Below are 19,737 nucleotides of genomic sequence, written 5' to 3' on the forward strand. Positions count from 1 at the left end.
CATTCAATTTTTATAACGCTAATCTAAGCCTATGATTAAACTTGCGTAGGTGCATGGATTGGTTTGTTCAACGAGAAAAGCCGTGAGTAGCCAGAAAAATAATCAGAATAATAACAAACAACAGCATTTAAATGCTCAGTCGCCCTTATTTAAACAAGTTTGCGTGATTGGTCTAGGGCTAATCGGTGCCAGCCTTGCTCAAGCTATAAAAGACAATCATTTAAGTGAGCGCTTGGTTGCTGTCGATAGGCACTTGCCAAGTATTGACGAAGCCATTCAGCATGGTTTGTTAGATGCGGGTGGCACTGTATTAAGTGAAGTGGTGTCAGGCAGTGATTTGATAGTCATTGCCGTACCGGTACAGGCGGTACAAGCGGTATTTGTTGATATTAAAAACGCAATGGATAGGGGTCAGCTCGCCACAGATTGCATCATCACCGATGTTTGCAGTACCAAAGTCAATATCATTGAGGCGGCTAAAACTGTATTTACAATACTGCCTACAGGTCTTGTGCCTGCGCATCCGATTGCTGGTGCCGAAAATTCAGGGTATCATGCTCGCCGCGCCACACTATTCATTAACCATAGCGTCATTATTTGCGAGCTACCAACGACGAGTCCTGTCGCAGTTATTAAACTACGTCAGTTATGGGAAGCAGTAGGCGCCACGGTCATGGCAATGGCAGCTGACCATCATGATGCGATATTGGCTCATACCAGTCATTTGCCGCATTTGCTAGCGTTTAACCTTGTTGAGCAGTTGGCAAGTCATGATGATAATTTAGATATGTTTCGCTATGCAGCAGGTGGCTTTCGCGACTTTACCCGTATTGCCGCCAGCGATCCTAAAATGTGGCACGATATATTTTTTGCCAATCAAAGCGCGATTGTTAGCGCCCTTGATGAGTACAGCGTCTATCTACAGGACATACGCCAACTTATCATTGATAAAGATTCAACCGCCCTGATGGGACTTTTGGGCCGCGCGCAAGCCGCACGGCGACATTTTGGCCATATGTTAGCCAGCACCCCTTATACGGATACCTCTGCTATGTCAGCTTCTTACCTTATCTCTCCTAGTAACACCGTCACAGGCACTATTGCTATTCCTGGTGACAAGTCTATCTCCCATCGCAGTATTATGCTTGGTAGCCTTGCAACAGGGGTGACCAACGTTACTGGGTTCTTGGAAGGGGAAGATGCGCTCGCGACCTTGCAGGCATTCCGTGATATGGGCGTAAGCATTGAAGGACCTGATAAAGGTAAATTGACTATTCATGGCGTTGGTATGAATGGCTTGAAACCAAGCAAGACCCCACTCTATATGGGCAACTCAGGCACCAGTATGCGCCTGTTGTCTGGTATTTTAGCCGCGCAAGCGTTTGATAGTGTGTTAATCGGCGATACTAGTTTAAATAAGCGCCCAATGGAGCGTGTCGCAGCACCACTTAGAGAGATGGGTGCAGTTATTCAAAGTACCGGCCATAGTGGCACAGCGCCGTTAAGTATCACTGGGCGTGATAATGTCGGTAAGCCGCTTCAAGGTATTGAATATGATATGCCAGTCGCGTCTGCACAGGTAAAGTCTTGCTTATTATTAGCAGGATTGTGGAGCGAGGGTACAACGACCGTCACTCAACCTGAAGTTAGCCGCGACCATACCGAGCGTATGCTGTCAGCCTTTGGTTATCCTGTGACCGTCGATGGCAATCGCATTAGCGTTGAAGGCGGTGGCACGCTTACAGGCGGTGATATCGCTGTCCCTGCTGACATCTCATCTGCGGCCTTCTTTATGGTAGCCGCTGCTATCAGTCAAGATAGCGAATTGACCTTAACGCAAGTTGGTATTAATCCTACGCGTACGGGTATTATCGATATCTTAAAGCTTATGAAAGCTGATATTAGCTTGAGTAATGAAACTCACGTTGGTGGCGAACCGGTGGCCGATATCACTATTCGTAGTTCAAACCTAGTGGGTATTGAAATTCCAGAGTATCTCGTGCCACTAGCGATTGACGAATTCCCAGTATTGTTTATTGCTGCCAGCTGTGCGCAAGGTCGTACGGTGTTAACTGGTGCGAAAGAATTACGCGTTAAAGAGTCTGATCGTATTGCAGTAATGGCAGAAGGGCTACAAACCCTTGGTGTTGATTGTACTGTCACTGAGGATGGGCTAATCATCGAAGGGCAAGGTATTCAAAGTCAAAATGGTGAAGTGAATAACAACCAACCTGTATTTGGTGGCGGGCATATCACCTCGCATCATGATCATCGTATTGCGATGAGCTTTGCCGTTGCTAGTCTACGTGCATCTCAGCAAATTACCATCGAAGGGGTCGAGACGGTCAATACCAGTTTCCCAGGATTTGCAGAACTTGCCAATCAAATTGGTATGTCTATTCAAGTCGATCACGGCGATGCGTAACCATATCCAAAGTTAAGGTTTTATTTTGCTATTATCAAAAGTACTTAGACATTAATTAGATGTAGCAAAATATTAAACCTACTAAGAACAAACCTAAATGAGGGTTAATTTAAGATATTTTTAACCCTTGTAAGTTATTTTAATAATGCTGTTGTCGTTAGCAATGTGTTGATACCTAGATGGGTATTAACGCATTGCTTTTTACTTTCTATCCTATATGTAGTAACCCTGCGTTCTTACCAATAAGTTTTTATTGTCTATAAAAGCTAGGTGAGGTCGCGCTTTGCTCTAATAAGTTGTCTTGCCTTATGACTACCCAAAATGAAGTCAAAAAACCAGTAGTCCCTATTAAAACTACGAGAAGTGGTATCGTTACTGCGCTGATCGCTTTTTGTATATGGGGTGCATTTCCTTTATATTTCAAACAATTAGTGGCTTATGATGCGACAGAAATTATCGGTCACCGCATTGTTTGGACGTTTGCTTGTTTGTTAATCGTCGTGGTCGTGACCAAGCGCTGGCAGTGGATAGGTATCTTAAAGCAAAACCCAAAGTGGATAGCATTAACCTTTTTGTCAGGTATTATTATTGCGACCAACTGGCTCACTTACGTATGGGCGGTCAATCATGACCAGATACTTGAGGCAAGTTTAGGGTATTTTATTGGCCCGCTAGTTGGCGTTGCGTTGTCGATGATTCTGTTCAAAGAGCGCCTGCGTACTTTACAATGGGTAGCAATTGGTTTTGCTCTGTTGTCTGTGGTTATTCAAGTGGTCATGCTCGGTAACTTGCCATGGCTATCACTCATTCTTGCATTTAGTTTCAGTACTTATGGCACTATTCAGCGCCAAACACCGCTAACTCCTGTTGATGCAATGTTCGTTGAGACCACGATGCTCGTACCCATCTTTGTTTGGTGGTTTTGGCAATCTGATGTGGTCAGTAGCCAGCTGAGTTTTTGGTTTACCCCAAGTATTTGGTTGCTCATGATCGCAGGTCCAATTACTTTGATACCGCTATTGCTATTTAATAGATCAACTAAGCTAGTTGCTTATAGTATTTTAAGTTTTATGACTTATTTAACGCCAACTTTTATTTTCCTCCTAGCTGTGTTCTATTATAAAGAGCCCTTTGATTTACAGCGTTTAGCAGTATTTGGCTTGATTTGGCTGGGTCTGTTATTATTCAGCATTGACTTATGGCGCTATCGCCCTAGTAAAGCGCTAAAAGCAGCACGTTTGCGTGAAGAGGCTTTGCAGCAAGTTAAATAAAAACTTGAGTGCAAAATTAGAATTAGAAATCTGAACTAAAAAACTAGCAAGCAAGGATGAGAGCATGTTTCATACCGTATCTGATGTGGTATTCGTAAAGGGTTTAAAAGTAGAAGCAGTAATCGGTGTCTACGCGTGGGAGCGCGCTATTACGCAACCGCTACTAATTGATATAGCGCTTGAGACCGATATCAGTAGTGCTGCTGCTTCAGACGATGTCAATGATGCGCTGAATTACAAAGCGGTCTGCGATGACGTTAGCGAATGGTGTCAAGCTATTAAGGCGCAGTTGCTTGAGCATCTTGCTGGGCAAATTGCTGATAAGCTACTGGCAAAATACAACTGTCATAAAATAACGTTAAGTATTGCTAAGCCAACTGCTATTAAGCAGGCTGATGCGGTTGGGGTGCAAATTACTCGTTATGCAAAAACCATTGAAGACCAGCCGATTAAAGAAAAGGCTAATGATGCATAAAGCACTCACTGGTTTGAATCTTGAAACACTAAAAAAGCGCCCGCCTGAACAGTTGCAAGCACAGTCTGTGACGGCGGTGCTATTAGCTTTGGGTAGTAATTATCAAGCTGAGTACTATCTACCGCATGTACGGCAAAGTCTAGCGGTGCTAGGCGACATACAGTTGTCTACTGCGTTTCAAAACCCTGACTTTACATCGACCAAAGAGCAACCCAAACCCGACTATACCAATCAATGTGTTTATCTTGCGCTCAAATCTGAAATGACTTTACAACAGCTGCAGCAGGTTTTTAAGCAGTTTGAATGTGACTGTAATAGACAGCGTTTGACTGAGCCAACAGCACCCAATCAGATAAAACAAGTCAGCATGGATATCGATATTCTGTTGATAAAAACGGTTCTTAATGAAAATAGCCTAAGCAATAAAATAACATCTGAATGGCCAGAGCAATGGATAGTAATGGCAGATCGATATCCATTTAAGGCACATGAAAGAGCAGGGGTTGAAGAGTTGATTTTGAATGGATTTTTAAAAGGTTGAAAGCTGCTGAGATGCTGTTTAAAGCAAGGAAGGATTTATCGAAGGATGACGTTTTTCTTAAAACATCTCAAAATAAAAGCTGGGCAAAATGCCCAGCCTACAAAATTAAAGTGGTTTAGCTCTCAAAACCTACTGCGCCGTCAAACCACCATCAACGATAAATTCTGAGCCGGTTGAATAACTAGAGTCGTCAGACGCTAAGAACAGTACCATGCCGCTGACTTCTTCTGGCTGAGCAACACGTCTCATCGGAATGGTTTTGGCAAAAGCGTCTACGGCGTCTTTGGTATCGCCTTGCATAATCATCGGTGTGGCAATAACGCCTGGGTGAATGGAGTTAACGCGAATGCCGTGAGGTGCGCACTCTAATGCTGCCGCTTTGGTCATACCACGTACCGCAAATTTAGAATCAGTATAACCAATAGCGCCACCAACCAAACCGTTAATCGATGAGATATTAATAATAGAGCCTTGCTTGGCATCTTTCATCGTTGGAATGACTGCTTTCATGCCTAAAAAGACCGATACTTGGTTGATTTCTAGAATCTTACGATAGTCGTCTAAAGAAGTATCCAAGATAGATTTGTGAGTGGTGATACCCGCATTATTTACTAAGACATCAATCTTGCCGAACTTATCTTGAGTCGCATTAACGACCTGTGCCCAATCCTCTTCATTAGTGACATCATGTTTGATGAATAGCGCATTATCCCCAAGCTCTTTTTCCAATGCTTCACCTTTTTCGACATTAATGTCCGTTAATACAACCTTAGCACCTTCTTCCATACACAAACGCGCATGAGTCTCGCCCATACCTTGAGCAGCACCAGTGATGATGATAACTTTATCTTGTAAACGAGCCATTATGTCTCCTAATTGGTTAAATAAAAGTCAGTGAAGTAGTCAGCAAGTATAAAACATAGTGATTTAATCTTCGTTAGTAAACCTTAAAGAGTTGTCTCAAATAAGTAAAATTATTAAATTTTTTTGAAAGGTTTGAAATTGAGGGTTGGCAGTAACAGTATAAATAATAGATGTAAAGATCGTTAGCACTACATCTGCGTTAAGCGGATTTTTCTGCAGCTATAGCTTGATAGGGAAGCGTGAATACCTTGTCAAAAAGTAAAGTGAAAACAAAAGTATATACTAAGAAAGACATAGTAAGAGAGATTTCCATGGTAAGAGCGGTCCATATGCCAACACCATACCAAAACATATAAAGCGGTAAACAGACTAAAGTAAGCCCTCCTTCAAAGAATATTGCATGGACACTGCGTATCTTAAAAGTACGAGCTTTGATTTGATTGCGTCGTTCCCAATATTCAAATAGAGTGTTGTAAATGAAATTCCAAACAACAGCGGTAATGGCTATGATAACAGCGAGTATCAATGACTGCTTTGTATCACTACCGCTTAATACGACTAAGATAAATGTTGTCAACATGACAGCAAATATCTCAAAAAGTGTGACATACAGCACACGGCGTTTGATAGGACCTAATGTAATCAATTCAAACTCCAGTGTGCTTTTTTAAGCTTTGAGGTTTGATAGAAGGCTATCAACTACTGCTGCTTATCTCCTGCCTCATCCACGTCTTCTCTATCAATGACATCTAGATCTTCTAGACATAGTTTGTCATATTCTTTTTGACAGAAATCAGGATCAATTTTGCACATCGCTTCTTGCAGCTGATCTAAACGTCTTTCCGACTGCTGGATATGATCGAGCATTTTAGCGAAAGCTTCAGCGACTGGATCTTGTGAGGAAGGGTCGATACCATAAGCTTGGAAGGCAGTTGCGCGCGCTGTACTTTGCGTAGTGGTTTTAGGTTGAGCTGCTTGTGCCGCTTTTTCCTGCTGTTTTGCATCGTCTACTTTGGTGGTGATTGGATTGCCTTTTTCATCATGATGTTCTGAAATCATGCGAGCTGCGCTACCAACCATTGTTGCGCCTGCTGGAACTGCCTTGACTACCACTGCATTAGAGCCAATTTTGGCATTCTTGCCAACCGTGAATGGCCCCAAAACTTTTGCTCCAGCACCAACAATGACACCATCTTCTAAAGTTGGATGGCGCTTACCATTATTCCATGATACGCCGCCAAGGGTGACGCCATGATATAAAGTGACATCATTGCCAATCTCAGCAGTCTCACCGATGACAACACCAACACCATGATCAATAAAGAAGCGCTTACCAATTTTGGCGGCAGGATGAATCTCAATACCAGTGATAATACGAGAGCCATAAGATATCACGCGTGCAGCCAGTTTCTGCTCGTTTTGCCATAGACAATGCGCACCGCGATGCAAAATAAGCGCATGAATGCCAGGGTAGGTTAAGATAACTTCCAGACTGTTGCGAGCAGCAGGGTCACGATTGAACACCGCATCAATATCTTCTTTTAGGTCTTGTTTGATGCTGGTGAGCGATTTGAATAAGGCGGTTGGCAATGACATAAATCATCCTATCGTATTTTTTGATTACAATCTCTTTAGTTATAGCATTTTCGCAGCACAAAACATAGCGATGAGTCGTAAGTAAAAACAGATTGTCCGTAAACAAAATATAAACCAGTGGGACTTTGTTTACAGGCAATCTTTTATCATTTAGCTGCCACTGATGACGTATTTTAACAGCTCGACAACTTGCTCAGGCGTTTGCGCCCATGCCATGGCCGCTGCATCAACCTCTTTTAATGGATGAATAATATCCTCAGCGTGTAATGTAATATAAGGCTTACCCAGTGCGGCACAGTAGCCAGCATCGAATGCTGCGTTCCACTGCTTATATTTATCGCCAAAGCGAATGATAGCAATGTCGCATTTTTGGATCATGTTTTTGGTGCGAATCGCATTAACCTTTGATGACTTATGATCGCGCCAGAATCCATTTTCCTCTTTACCAAGCACATCACCGGCTGCGTCGCTGGCTTCATGCTCAGTCACTGCTGATGTAAAGGTAATAGCAAGACCGTGGTCTTTCACGCCTTGCATGATTTTCTGTCGCCAGTCGGTGTGTATTTCTCCGGACAAATAAACATTCCAATTCATTATTAATTCCTCTTTATTATTAATCCATATGACTTGCAAAAAAGTACTACTGCTGCTAATTCCGAAAAACTTAATGCCCCAAACTTTGCGCCTTAGAAGATTTAGTCTTTTGCAAGTTTGGCAATTAACGCGCTTAGTAGTTGATATTCTTTTTGATCGAGCTGGATACGTGAGCCAAGTCGAGACAAGCGCGAGGGTAATGATTTTAAGTTTTCACTGTCAGCCAATTTGCGTTGAACCATTAGTGCGGTGGTACGCTCAGTAAGCTGCTGCAATTGCTGCTGGGTAATCGCTGGCTCATCCCATTGCTGGCGCGTATAAGTATTGAGCATAGGTTGTCCTATCGTCTCTAGACTATCAGTCACATCTAATTTATCATAATCGGCTTCGCTATCAGTTTTAATATGTGTTTGTGCATAAGCAAAGATAAAGCTGGCAATCACTTGGACAGCTGATGCCACATTAAGCACTGGATAAGCAGGATTGGCGTCAATCTGAACATGGTAATCTGCATAAGCCAATTCTTCGTTGGTTAGACCGCGATCTTCACGACCAAACAAAACGGCGATATTAGGTTTATCAGTAGAAAAAGTGGACTGCTTATCGATAAAATCGAACATAATTTTGGCGGCTTGCGTGGGCGTTACTACAGGGCGCGGCAAATGACGACTGCGACTACTGGCGGCAAAGACCAGCTGACAATCTGCTATCGCAGACTCTAGCGTTGGCGCTATCAAAGCTGATGATAGCAGCTCACTACCGCCTGCTGCATGAGAGACGCTGGTTTCATCAATCGGTAGCTTAGGATCAACGACTGTCAAACGAGATAATCCCATGGTATGCATCGCGCGTGCGGCTGAACCAATATTAGCAGGTAAGGTGGTATTGACCATAACAACTTGCAAGCAAGACAGGTAATCGGCAACAGTAGATATTGATGGGGTAGGCGATGCTGGTAAGGAAGAAGTGCTCATTAGTAACTCATTCTTTTATTAATCTCTTGTTCAGCGTGCTGCAATGCCAATGATATATTTTCTATAAGAGCTGCTTGCTGGTTAATCTTTCGCTCGCGGCAGTATTCTTGCAACTGATCACTGAGCGCTACCAATTGAGTCGCACCTATATTCGCACTAGCACCTTTAAGAGCATGAGCGGCTTCAAAACCGTTAGCATTATCATCGGCTGCTTGTGTCGCACGTAGGGTTACAATACGCTGCTGACTGTCAGTAATATAAGTCTGTATCAACTCTGCAAAATCTTCTTCAAACAGATCACGCATATCTTCAAATTGCTCATGATTAATAATGTCATTGTCTAAACTATTATCTAAGTCATTGTTCATAATATTGTTTTTAACATCAGCTCCGGTCATAATTCCATATCCAGTAAGGTCAGAGTGGGGGTTTTAATTTGTTATATTTATAGTACTAACTATAATGAAAATATATATTTTCTTCGTTAATCATGCTTTTTAGCTGCTGTAAATTATCATCGTTAGGATAGACACGCCAATGCTCCGATAGCCCCACATTAGCAATGCCATACTCTTCGTAAATACTCAGACCAAGCGGTAGACAGTTATCATTGATTGAGGCATCAGTATTACTCAGAGCGTTATTGACATAGCTGCTGCCATTATTAAGCACATCCTGATTCATATCATTCTCTAGCACCAATAAGTCATTGCCGTCTTCATCGTACAAACTGCCACCCATTGCAGGGTCGTAAACGGCACTGTTACTATTGCCGTCTTGTTCGTCCTGATCATTGTTATAAGCTAAGCGTGGCGCAGGTATGATACCCGCTTGCGCCGATTTAAGAAGTGGTTGCAAGCGTGTCAGCAGATTAATATCACTGCCGTGGACTTTGATACTGATTTTTTTCAGCCAACGCAAGCGCGCATCAACCATACTCATTGCATTATCAAGGCGGGCAAATAGACGACCATCGCGCTCACGAATGCTGCCTTTGATGATGACCACTTCATCCACCTTTAACTGTTCTTTAACGCGGTTAAAACGTTCAGCATAGCAGCTAACTTCCAGTCTTGAGGTTCCGTCATCTAAGATAATCACATTACGATTACCAAAATTGGCGATATCAATAATTAATCCGGCAAAATAGCAACTGCCGTTATAGCCAGTGTCCGTTAGCTTATCGAGACGTGCGCCTGAGGTATAGCGTTTGATCTCATCTAAGTATTCATTGATTGGATGGCCAGTTAAATACAGTCCTAAGGTGTTTTTCTCCGCTTTTAAACGGTGCTTATCACCCCAAATTAATTCTGGGGTCATGACCAATGGCGGTGCAGCAACCACACCATCCATTTCACCAAATAAGTCCATCATACCAATCTCGCGGTTTTGACGGTCTTGTTCAGCGGCTTGTACTGCGCTTGGTAATTGACTCATTAACGCACCGCGAATCTCGTAAGCTTCATCGGCTGGCAAGTCAGGACGTAGGGTAGCCGCAAAGTCATCAAAACAGCCGGCACTGACTAATGCTTCAAGGGTACGTTTATTAACTTTTTTGATATCGACGCGGCGGCAGAAGTCATATAAATCTTTAAACGGACCTTCACGGCGACGCGCATCAACGATAGACTCAACTGCACCTTCACCAACGCCTTTAATCGCACCCAAGCCATAAATAATATTGGTCGGGGTATCGGCGACGAAATGCCATTCACTACGGTTAACTGATGGATTGACCACGGTTAACTCAAAGTTTTCACGGCAATCATTAATAAAGAACACGACGTTGTCGGTGTTGTTCATATCGGAAGTTAGTACTGCTGCCATAAACTCAGCAGGGTAGTACTGTTTTAGATAAGCCGTCTGATAAGCTAATACCCCATATGCGGCAGAATGCGAGCGGTTAAAACCGTAACCAGCGAATTTCTCCATCAGATCAAAGACGCCACCCGAGGTGACTTCATCGATACCTTGCGCCGTGGCGCCAGTGACAAAAATATCGCGCTGTTTAGCCATCTCTTCAGGTTTCTTTTTACCCATCGCACGGCGTAACATATCCGCACCGCCCAAGCTATAGCCTGCCATCACCTGCGAGATTTGCATCACCTGTTCTTGATAGACAATAACGCCGTTGGTGTTTTCTAAAATCGGCTCAAGATTAGGATGGTCATAAATGACTTCCTCACGACCATGCTTACGGTCGATATACATCTCTACCATGCCAGCATCGAGCGGACCCGGACGATACAGCGCACACATGGCGATGACGTCTTCAATGTTGGTCGGTTGTAATTTCGCCAAATACTTTTTCATACCCATACTTTCAAGCTGAAAGACGGCAGTGGTCTTGGCATCTTGCAAGAGCTTGTAGGCTTTTTTGTCATCTAATGGCAAGTCTTCTAACACCAACGCTTCTTTGCCTTCTTTAGCACGGCGCAAGTTGATGTTTTCTACCGCAGCATTAATGACGGTTAAGTTACGTAGACCCAAAAAGTCAAACTTCACCAGACCAACCGCTTCGACATCATCTTTATCAAACTGACTGACACGGTGACCATCGTCATCACAATAAATGGCGCTAAAATCGGTAATTTTATGCGGGGCAATTAGGACGCCACCGGCATGTTTACCGACGTTTCGGCAGACGCCTTCAAGCTTAATTGCCATCTCCCAAATCTCAATGGCATCTTCATAATCCATATTGTCAGGGTTGGAGATTAAGTCTTTAAGCTGCGGCTCTTGCTCGAGCGCTTGACTGAGCGTGATACCCGGAGTTTTCGGGATAAGTTTGGATAGTTTGCTGGCAAGAAAGTAAGACTTACTTTGTACCCGCGCCACATCTCGTACCACCGCTTTTGCCGCCATGGTACCAAAGGTGATAATCTGCGAGACCGCTTCACGACCATAAGTTTGCGCAACATAATCAATAACGCGGTCACGACCTTCAATACAAAAGTCAATATCGAAATCGGGCATTGAGACACGTTCAGGGTTCAAGAAGCGCTCGAATAATAGATCGTAATGGATAGGGTCGAGGTCGGTAATGTTTAACGCATAGGCGACTAACGAGCCAGCACCAGAACCACGACCCGGTCCTACCGGTACGCCATTGGCTTTTGCCCAGCGGATAAAGTCCATAACGATTAAAAAGTAACCGGGAAAGCCCATTGATAAGATAACTTCGAGCTCATACTCTAAGCGTTCATCATATTTTTGGCGAATATCCTGCCAATTGTCACCGCGTTCCTCAATCGGAAATAGTTTATCCAATCGATTATTAAGACCCCGTATTGACTCCGCGCGGAAAAACGATTCAATCGTCTCGCCTTCAGGCACAGGAAAATCGGGCAGGACGTTAATACCAAGGGTCAAGGTCACATTACAGCGAGTTGCCAAACGCAAAGTATTGTCAATCACCTGCGGAAGATCAGCAAATAAATGCTCCATCTGCGCTTGGGTCTTAAGATATTGCTCATCTGAATAAGTTTGCGGACGATTGAGGTCAGCGAGCACGTAGGAGCCTGCGATACAAACGCGCGCTTCATGAGCATCAAAATCGTCTTGCTCTAAGAAGCGCACATCGTTATGAGCAATAATAGGAATATTGTGTTTGGCACCTGAGTGGATAGCAGCCTGAATGAAGGCATCTTCCCCTGAGCGATTGGTACGCTTGATGGCAAAGTATAAACGATCATCAAACTGTGCTTGCCATTCTGTCAGCAGCTCATCAGCTTTTTCTGGCATAGAGCCGACTAGCGCTTGACCGACATCTGACTTTTCGGTGAAGAGAACGATAACACCTGCTGCGTGCTCTAAAATATGGCTGCGTTTAATGACAGGCACACCATGATTTGCAGCGTCAGCGCGCCCTTCAGTGAACCCAAGCGATACGATACGGGTAATGTTTTGATAACCCTCGTTATTCATCGCTAGCAGGGTTAGCCGCGTGTCTTCATTCTCCATGATGACTTCGCTACCGATAATCGGCTTAATGCCAGCGCCAAGGCAGGCACGATAGAACTTCACCGTGGCATAAAGGTTGGATAGATCAGTTAACGCCAGCGCGCGTTGATTATCCGCCGCCGCCGCTTTGATAAGCGGCTTGATGCGCACGATAGAATCGGTGATCGAATATTCGCTGTGAATACCAAGGTGTACAAATGCCATAGAGGACTCTTACTGATACGATCAAAAGGAAATAGATTATTAAGAAAATAAATTTATTATTATCAATGTTTTAATTGGTATTTTAGAATTAATTGGAAGTAAGTAAGACGTCGATAGCCATATTTATTCCTTTTAAATTTAGCTGCTAATAATAGCATTATTTGGTACGTACAGCCACCGATTCAGGGGTATGAAATTGAATGGATGATTTTTGGTAATGGGTTTGATTATAGAAAAAAGCCTTCTATATCATAATGATGTAGAAGGCTCTGATAGGCGAAAGATTTACGATTATTTAGCTAATATTTAACGCTTATCATGTTTATCACTATACTCTATCCAGAAGTCTGCATTTTCAACGCCTGCTTTTCTAGGGTCAAAGACAGGATCAAGTCCCAGCTTCATTTGTTCATCGTAGTCTTTTAACACTTTTAGCGCCGTTTTGCTGAGTAAGACGATGGCGATGAAGTTAAGGTAACACATACTGCCGAAACCAATATCGCCTAGCGCCCACATCATACCTACTGACTGTATACTACCGCTAAAGCAGACGATTAAAAATACAATTTTTAGTAATGGTTTTAAGATAGGATAGCGCATCTTGCTGTCTAGATATACCATCGTTGTTTCAGCGATATAGTAATAAGCAATCAAGCAGGTAAAGGCAAATAAGAAGATGGCAATAGCGACGAAGCCACTACCATATTGGCTAAATACCGTTGAGACTGCTGCTTGGGTAAACGCCGTTCCAGCTGCAATGCCTGGCATGTTTTCAACCAGCACCAAGCCTTCTGCGGGAATGACGTTGTACATGCCTGTCGATAAAATCATTAGGGCTGTTGCGGTACAGACGAGCACAGTGTCAATGTAGATAGAGAAACTTTGCACTAAACCTTGCTTGGCAGGATGTGAGACTTCTGCTGCCGCTGAACTGAAAGTGGCTTCGCCTGCACCAGCAACGTTTGAGAATACAGCACGGCGCACACCCCAAGAGATTGCTAGACCGACAATACCGCCAAAGACGGCATCCATACCAAACGCACTTTTGAAGATAAGCGCGAACATGGCTGGTAGGTTTGAGGCGTTAAACACTAAGACGATGATCATCATCAAAACATAGCCGATCGCCATAATAGGCACGACCTTGCCAGCGAAGCTTGCAATACGTTTTATGCCACCAAATATGATAAATGCTAACAGCGCAACGATAATGAAACCAGTTGCAACAGGTGGGATATTAAAAGCAGTATTAAAAGAATCAGCGATGGTGTTGGCCTGTACGCCAGGCACCAAAACACCATATGATAGGCAGGTAACAGCCGCAACGACAATGGCAAAAGGCTTCATTTTGAGCCCACGCTCGATATAAAAGGGTGAGCCGCCACGATACTGGTCATCAACGGTATGCTTATATACCTGTGCAAGTGTTGACTCGATAAAGGCACTGGCACCGCCAAGCAGACCCATGACTATCATCCAAAATACTGCGCCAGGTCCACCAGCTGCGATTGCGGTGGCAACCCCTGCAATGTTACCGACGCCGATTCGGCCTGATAAGGCCATACTAAAGGCTTGGAATGAGCTAATACCTTGGGTTGATGTTTGCTTGTCAAACAACAGCCTAACCATCTCTTTGAGATAGCGAAACTGGACACCGCGAGTCATCACGGTAAAATAAATGCCGACACCGAGTGCTAAATAAACTAACGCATCGCTCCATATATAGCCGACGATGGTATTAATAATCGCTTCCATGGCCTTACTTCCCTGTAAGTATGTGACTAAAGGCTTAAATCATTTAAGCTATTGTTTTAATTTATGACTGTACTGATTGAACACGCTTGTTAATTAACCAGCCAAATAGTCTTAGTCTGTGCATATTGTGATAAGGCTTCTAAACCATTGTCACGACCGCCAAACCCTGATTGTTTATAGCCACCAAATGGCGTCGTGATATCACCTTCTGAAAAACCATTGATTGAAACCGTACCCGCTTTGATGGACGATGCCACACGATAAGCGCGCTTGATGTTCTGTGTATAAAAAGAAGCGGCGAGCCCATAGTTGGTTTCATTGGCTAATTTGATGGCTTCTTCTTCCGTCTCAAAGCTTGTCACCGCCAGCAAAGGACCAAAGACTTCTTCCTTGAACAAAGTCATATCGGCTGTAACATCATCAAAAATAGTGGGTTCAATATACCAGCCGCTACCTAAATCTTCACGAATGTTGCCACCTGCAATGATCGTTGCGCCTTCATCTTTTGCGGTCCGTAAATAATGCGAAACCTTGTCAAAATGTGCTTTTTCTATCATAGGACCAATGGCGGTATCAGAGTCATAAGGTGATCCGACCTTCCAACCTTTCAGACCATTTTTTAGTTGCTCAAGTAACGCTTGTTTTTGACTGCTGTGGACTAATAAGCGTGAGCCGCAACTACAGTTTTCACTCATATTCCAAAACGCGGCCGATAAGATATCGTTAATAGCGGCGTCATCAAGTACGGCATCATCAAAGACTATTTGTGGGCTTTTACCACCGCATTCTAAGACGATCTCTTTTAGATTGCTTTGGGCCGAGTATTGTAAGAACAGACGTCCGACCTCTGTTGAGCCGGTGAACGACACCATATCGACATCCATATGTTGACCAAGTGCTGCACCGACATTTTCACCAAGACCGCAGACCATTTGCAGCGCTTCTCTGGGCACGCCAGCTTCATAGGCAAGCTCGGTTAAACGGTAGGCAGATAAAGAGGTCAGCTCAGCGGGTTTAACAATGACGGAGTTGCCCATAATAAGAGCAGGGGCGACTTTCCAAGCGTACATTTGGGCTGGAAAGTTCCAAGGTAATACCGCACCAACGACACCAATTGGCTCTTGCACAATAAGTCCTAAAGCTGCGTTACCTGTCGGCGCGACTTTACCAAATACCTTATCAGCTGCTTCGGCATACCATTCAAAAGTCTCAATAGTCGCTGGCATGTCAGTGTTTAAGCATTCGGTAATCGGCTTGCCCGCATCCACACAATCTAATGCTGCCAGCTCTTCGAAATGCTCATGCATTAGTGCACACCAGCGCTGCATAACAGCCTTACGCTCAGCTGGAGCCAGACGACGCCATTCACCACTTTCAAAACTATCGCGGGCGATTTGCACGGCAGTATCGACATCATCGCTAGTACCCGAGGCAATCTGACCGATAACACTATTATCAATAGGCGTGTAATTGTCTAAAGTCGCTTCTGATAAATTATCAGCCGCTATTAAATGTCCAGCCCACAGCTGTTGCTGTTTTGCTTTCTCAAATACTTGCTCTTTAGTAGCTTGTTTTTTAGTGCTCATTTTTCTAATCCTTGTCTGCTAAGTTTGATGCCATCGATTCGAATTTTGAATACGGCATCAAATTTAGCGTTGGTTATCCTTAACTTTGTTTTTACTAAGCTGAGCTGAGTGCTATTTAGACAGTAGGGCTAAAAACTCTGCTTTTTCGTCTTCTGGCATGTCAGTTAATGGCACGCGCACTGAACCGACATCCATGGTGCCGTTTAAGCAGCCCGCTTTGGCCTTTTGGTTGTAGTTGCCAGATTCCATAGAATGAATAGCAGGATAAATCTCGCTCATAATTTGCTTGGCTTTATCCCAGTCGCCTTGCTGGGTGGCGTTAAATAATGCAACTTGCTCTGCTGGGAACACGTTCGCTGCGCCCGCAATCCAGCTTTTTGCACCCCAAAAGAAGAAATCAACGGGCTGATCATCACAGCCACAAACCACATCAAAGTCATCAAAATTAGCTTGCAGCATGCGTAGCGCATGACTAAAGTCGCCGCTACTTTCTTTTACGCCGACGATGTTAGGGTGCTTAGCTAGATGAGCAACAGTATCAAATTCAATGGCAACGCCGACACGATCTGGGAAGTTGTACATAATAATCGGCAGCTCACTGGCATCCGCGACTTTTTCGAAGTGAGCAATGATGCCATCTTGCTCAGGTAAGCTATAAGGGGTGGCAGATAGCATAAGGCCGTCATAACCTAGTGCTTTGGCTTGTGCGGCAAGCTCAATAGAGTGGTCAGTCGATAAACTATTGATACCAGCGATTAAGGTGACTTTATCCTTTGCGGCTTCGGCGATAGTGGTCAACACCAGCTCGCGCTCGTCTGCCGAAAATGTATAGTATTCACCTGTAGTACCACAAGCAACGATACCGGCTACGCCTTTTTCAATAAAGGCTTCGACCAGTATCGCTAATTTTTGCGCATCAACGTCGCCGTTATTATCAAAAGGGGTGACGATTGGGACTAAAATTCCATTTATATTCATGAGACTATCCTTATTGGTGTTGATATTGTTGGTGATTTAATGGTTAATGATTCAATGATGAATCGGTTGATTTTTGCTTGGTTCATAACCGTTTAATAAATAGCTTATTTAAAGCGAGCCAGTTGATACGGTTTTGGATCGATAGTATGGTCTTCATCAAAATAGTATTCGGCAATCATTTGCGCACTAATGACGGCTTGCGTTAAACCTAAATGCTGATGACCAAAGCTTAAAAATACACGCTCGATTTTGTCGATGACGGGTAAGGAGTCTGCGGTTGATGGACGAAAACCCATCCATGACACGCTATCGCTAGCATCTAATGGCGCTTTTAACATAGGCTGCGCATGTTGTAGAAGTATTTGTGCTCGCTGCATATTGGCAGGTGCGTCAAGTCCTGCGTACTCCACCGTACCCGCCAAACGTAGTCCTTCTTGCATCGGGGTCATGACGAAGCGCCGATCCAAACTCGATACGGGAATCTGTAAGCGCGCGCTTTCATGAGGTAGCATCAAGTGATAACCACGTTCGGTATCTAAAGGGATGTTGACGCCTGTTAGTTGCTTGGCCAAGGCTTTAGAGTGGGCGCCTGCTGATAGCATCACTTTGGACGCTGTCATATCACCTTGACTGGTCGTTAAATGAATACCCTCTGCATCACTGGTCGCAGCAAGGACGCGGCAATGTTCAATGACATGACCACCTAGCTGTCTAAAGGTATTATGAAGCTGATTAATGACGGCTTTTAAATTGGTGATATGTCCTGTATTTGGGAAAAATAACGCTGCTAACTGGTTATCCTGTAAAGCAGGTTCACGCTCTAATAAAGCCTCTTTGCTCAGCAGCTCATTGCTCACATCAATGTCATTGAGACGCTTACCGTGTGCTGTTAATAGCTCAAGACTACTTGTCTTTTCAACCGTTAATAACGAACCCTTTACTTGTATCCAATCGCCCAGTTGCCACTGTTCAGCAAAGCTTTGCCATGCTTGCAGGCTGTTTTGATTTAAGCTTAACAACGCTTGATGAATCCGCTCAAATGGCTCAGGGCGCATATTCATTAGCAACTGCATTGCCCACGGCATCAAACGAGGCAGATAGCGCCAGTCTATGCGCAGCGGTCCAGTCGGATTCAATAACATGGCGGGTACATGACGGAGCATGCTCGCATCAGCAATAGGGAATACTTGCTCGGTAGCGATATGACCGGCGTTACCTAATGATGCGCCTTGACCCACTTCATTGGCGTCGAGCAGTGCGACCTTTACGCCTCGCGCTTGCAACGTCACCGCAGCCACTAGACCGATAATGCCGCCACCAATGATATGTAAGTCGAAGTTTGAGGTAGTCATAATTTTTCTCGATTACGTTATTCTGATTAAGCACTCTTAATAGTGTTTACGCGTTTATCAATATATATGTCACTAATAAATCATTTCGCTTAATAAATAATGCTACGAATCAGCTAAGATGGAATTCCCCATTTAAAAGGATCATTTTCTTGCACAATGAGTGTGGTTTCAGCACAAACATAAGCATGACCACAAATCGTTGGGATAATGGTCTGTTCAGGATAAGCCGTACCAGCTGCATTATTGAGTTTAGTACTAAGATCAGTATTGAGCTCAGTATTAAGTTCAGTATTAAGTTCAGTTGCATACTGATAACTGCCAGTAAATACGCTGCCGACTACGCCTTGTTGCTGCCAAAGTTGTTCAGGTGCTAGACGGTTGTCAGCAGCTAGGCAAGCAAGTTTGGCGCTAGTACCGGTACCACAAGGAGAGCGATCGTAAGCTGAACCTGGACACAAAACGAAGTTTTTACTATCGACTTGCGTATCATCGCTATCGGCAAATAACTCGATATGGTCAATATCACCGCCGTTTTCGCCGGTGATATTAGCAGCGATTAATGCTTGCTTAATTTGCATGGTTACTTGAGTCAGTTTTTCGACATTATTTGCTTGAATGTCTTGTCCATGCTCACTGACTAAAAAGAACCAGTTGCCACCCCAAGCGATATCGCCACGGATAAGGCCTAATTCAGGAACTTGAACTTCAACTTGTTTTTTATAACGATAAGAAGGTACGTTTTGTACACTGCAGCTGCCATCATCATGTAAGGTTGCTTTAACCAGACCTACAGGAGTCTCTAGCCAATGTACGCCTGCTGATATCTTTTGTTGATAAGCTAATGAAACGATAACGCCAATCGTACCGTGTCCGCACATGCCCAAATAACCAGCATTGTTAAAAAAGATAACGCTCGCTGTGGCTTTATGGTCAGTTGCAGGAAGAAGTAGCGCACCGACGAGGACATCATTGCCGCGTGGCTCTAAGATGATACTTTGACGCAGATGATCGAAGTTCTGCTTGAAGTGTTGCAGCTTATCTTGAATAGTATCGCCGACGAGGTCAGGAAATCCGTCATAGACCATACGAGTAGGCTCACCGCCCGTATGCGAATCAATAATTTTAAAATTAAATAATGTAGAATACATGACCGACGCCC

General features: G+C 43.9%; 16 protein-coding genes. 4 read left to right on the plus strand and 12 right to left on the minus strand.

Annotation, left to right across the window (positions count from 1 at the left end; genetic code table 11):
* The first annotated feature begins 82 nt into the window (after nt 1–82).
* From ACTQ9S_RS00235 to ACTQ9S_RS00250, 4 genes are all read left to right on the plus strand, one after another.
* A complete protein-coding gene (locus tag ACTQ9S_RS00235) occupies nt 83–2,425 on the plus strand; it encodes a bifunctional prephenate dehydrogenase/3-phosphoshikimate 1-carboxyvinyltransferase (protein ID WP_068035661.1) in 2,343 nt (780 codons plus the stop codon).
* Between the two features lie 308 nt (nt 2,426–2,733).
* Complete coding sequence (gene rarD, locus ACTQ9S_RS00240) at nt 2,734–3,696, plus strand: EamA family transporter RarD (protein WP_440453167.1); 963 nt, start codon at nt 2,734–2,736, stop codon at nt 3,694–3,696.
* Nucleotides 3,697–3,760: 64 nt separating this feature from the next.
* On the plus strand, nt 3,761–4,171 hold the full coding sequence (gene folB / locus ACTQ9S_RS00245) for a dihydroneopterin aldolase (protein WP_440453169.1): 411 nt from the start codon (nt 3,761–3,763) through the stop codon (nt 4,169–4,171).
* Entirely contained in the window at nt 4,161–4,712 is a 552-nt protein-coding gene (locus ACTQ9S_RS00250; RefSeq protein ID WP_350656302.1) for a 2-amino-4-hydroxy-6-hydroxymethyldihydropteridine diphosphokinase, read from the plus strand. Before folB ends, ACTQ9S_RS00250 begins: the two co-directional genes overlap by 11 nt.
* A 129-nt stretch (nt 4,713–4,841) precedes the next feature.
* On the opposite strand, the gene ACTQ9S_RS00255 is transcribed toward ACTQ9S_RS00250, so the two are convergent.
* The 12 genes from ACTQ9S_RS00255 to ACTQ9S_RS00310 form a co-directional block, all read right to left on the minus strand.
* Entirely contained in the window at nt 4,842–5,576 is a 735-nt protein-coding gene (locus ACTQ9S_RS00255; protein ID WP_350656303.1) for a glucose 1-dehydrogenase, read from the minus strand.
* Nucleotides 5,577–5,775: 199 nt separating this feature from the next.
* The gene (locus ACTQ9S_RS00260; protein ID WP_068035672.1) at nt 5,776–6,222 is read right to left on the minus strand and encodes a PACE efflux transporter; all 447 of its coding nucleotides are present in this window, start codon (nt 6,220–6,222) and stop codon (nt 5,776–5,778) included.
* Nucleotides 6,223–6,275: 53 nt separating this feature from the next.
* Nucleotides 6,276–7,172: a serine O-acetyltransferase gene (gene cysE, locus ACTQ9S_RS00265; protein ID WP_350656305.1), complete on the minus strand. Its 897-nt coding sequence runs from the start codon at nt 7,170–7,172 to the stop codon at nt 6,276–6,278.
* Nucleotides 7,173–7,322: 150 nt separating this feature from the next.
* Entirely contained in the window at nt 7,323–7,766 is a 444-nt protein-coding gene (locus ACTQ9S_RS00270; protein WP_350656306.1) for a YtoQ family protein, read from the minus strand.
* 101 nt (nt 7,767–7,867) lie between these two features.
* Nucleotides 7,868–8,740, minus strand: a complete 873-nt coding sequence (locus ACTQ9S_RS00275) for an RNA methyltransferase (RefSeq protein ID WP_350656307.1) — start codon at nt 8,738–8,740, stop codon at nt 7,868–7,870.
* On the minus strand, nt 8,740–9,138 hold the full coding sequence (locus tag ACTQ9S_RS00280; RefSeq protein ID WP_082787190.1) for an Hpt domain-containing protein: 399 nt from the start codon (nt 9,136–9,138) through the stop codon (nt 8,740–8,742). Before ACTQ9S_RS00280 ends, ACTQ9S_RS00275 begins: the two co-directional genes overlap by 1 nt.
* A gap of 55 nt (nt 9,139–9,193) precedes the next feature.
* Nucleotides 9,194–12,907: a DNA polymerase III subunit alpha gene (dnaE, locus tag ACTQ9S_RS00285; protein ID WP_350656308.1), complete on the minus strand. Its 3,714-nt coding sequence runs from the start codon at nt 12,905–12,907 to the stop codon at nt 9,194–9,196.
* A 306-nt stretch (nt 12,908–13,213) separates the two neighbouring features.
* Nucleotides 13,214–14,662 carry an alanine/glycine:cation symporter family protein gene (locus ACTQ9S_RS00290; RefSeq protein WP_068035682.1) on the minus strand — a complete coding sequence of 483 codons (1,449 nt, stop codon included), beginning with the start codon at nt 14,660–14,662 and terminating at the stop codon, nt 13,214–13,216.
* 89 nt (nt 14,663–14,751) lie between these two features.
* Nucleotides 14,752–16,248: an aldehyde dehydrogenase gene (locus ACTQ9S_RS00295; RefSeq protein WP_440453170.1), complete on the minus strand. Its 1,497-nt coding sequence runs from the start codon at nt 16,246–16,248 to the stop codon at nt 14,752–14,754.
* 111 nt (nt 16,249–16,359) lie between these two features.
* Nucleotides 16,360–17,226 carry a 4-hydroxy-tetrahydrodipicolinate synthase gene (dapA, locus tag ACTQ9S_RS00300; protein WP_440453172.1) on the minus strand — a complete coding sequence of 289 codons (867 nt, stop codon included), beginning with the start codon at nt 17,224–17,226 and terminating at the stop codon, nt 16,360–16,362.
* 104 nt (nt 17,227–17,330) lie between these two features.
* The gene (locus ACTQ9S_RS00305) at nt 17,331–18,578 is read right to left on the minus strand and encodes an NAD(P)/FAD-dependent oxidoreductase (RefSeq protein WP_068327561.1); all 1,248 of its coding nucleotides are present in this window, start codon (nt 18,576–18,578) and stop codon (nt 17,331–17,333) included.
* A 113-nt stretch (nt 18,579–18,691) separates the two neighbouring features.
* Nucleotides 18,692–19,726, minus strand: coding sequence for a proline racemase family protein (locus ACTQ9S_RS00310; protein ID WP_440453173.1), 1,035 nt, complete (start codon nt 19,724–19,726; stop codon nt 18,692–18,694).
* Nucleotides 19,727–19,737 lie beyond the last annotated feature (11 nt).

The organism is Psychrobacter sp. ASPA161_9 (genome assembly GCF_051970275.1).
Taxonomy (GTDB): domain Bacteria; phylum Pseudomonadota; class Gammaproteobacteria; order Pseudomonadales; family Moraxellaceae; genus Psychrobacter.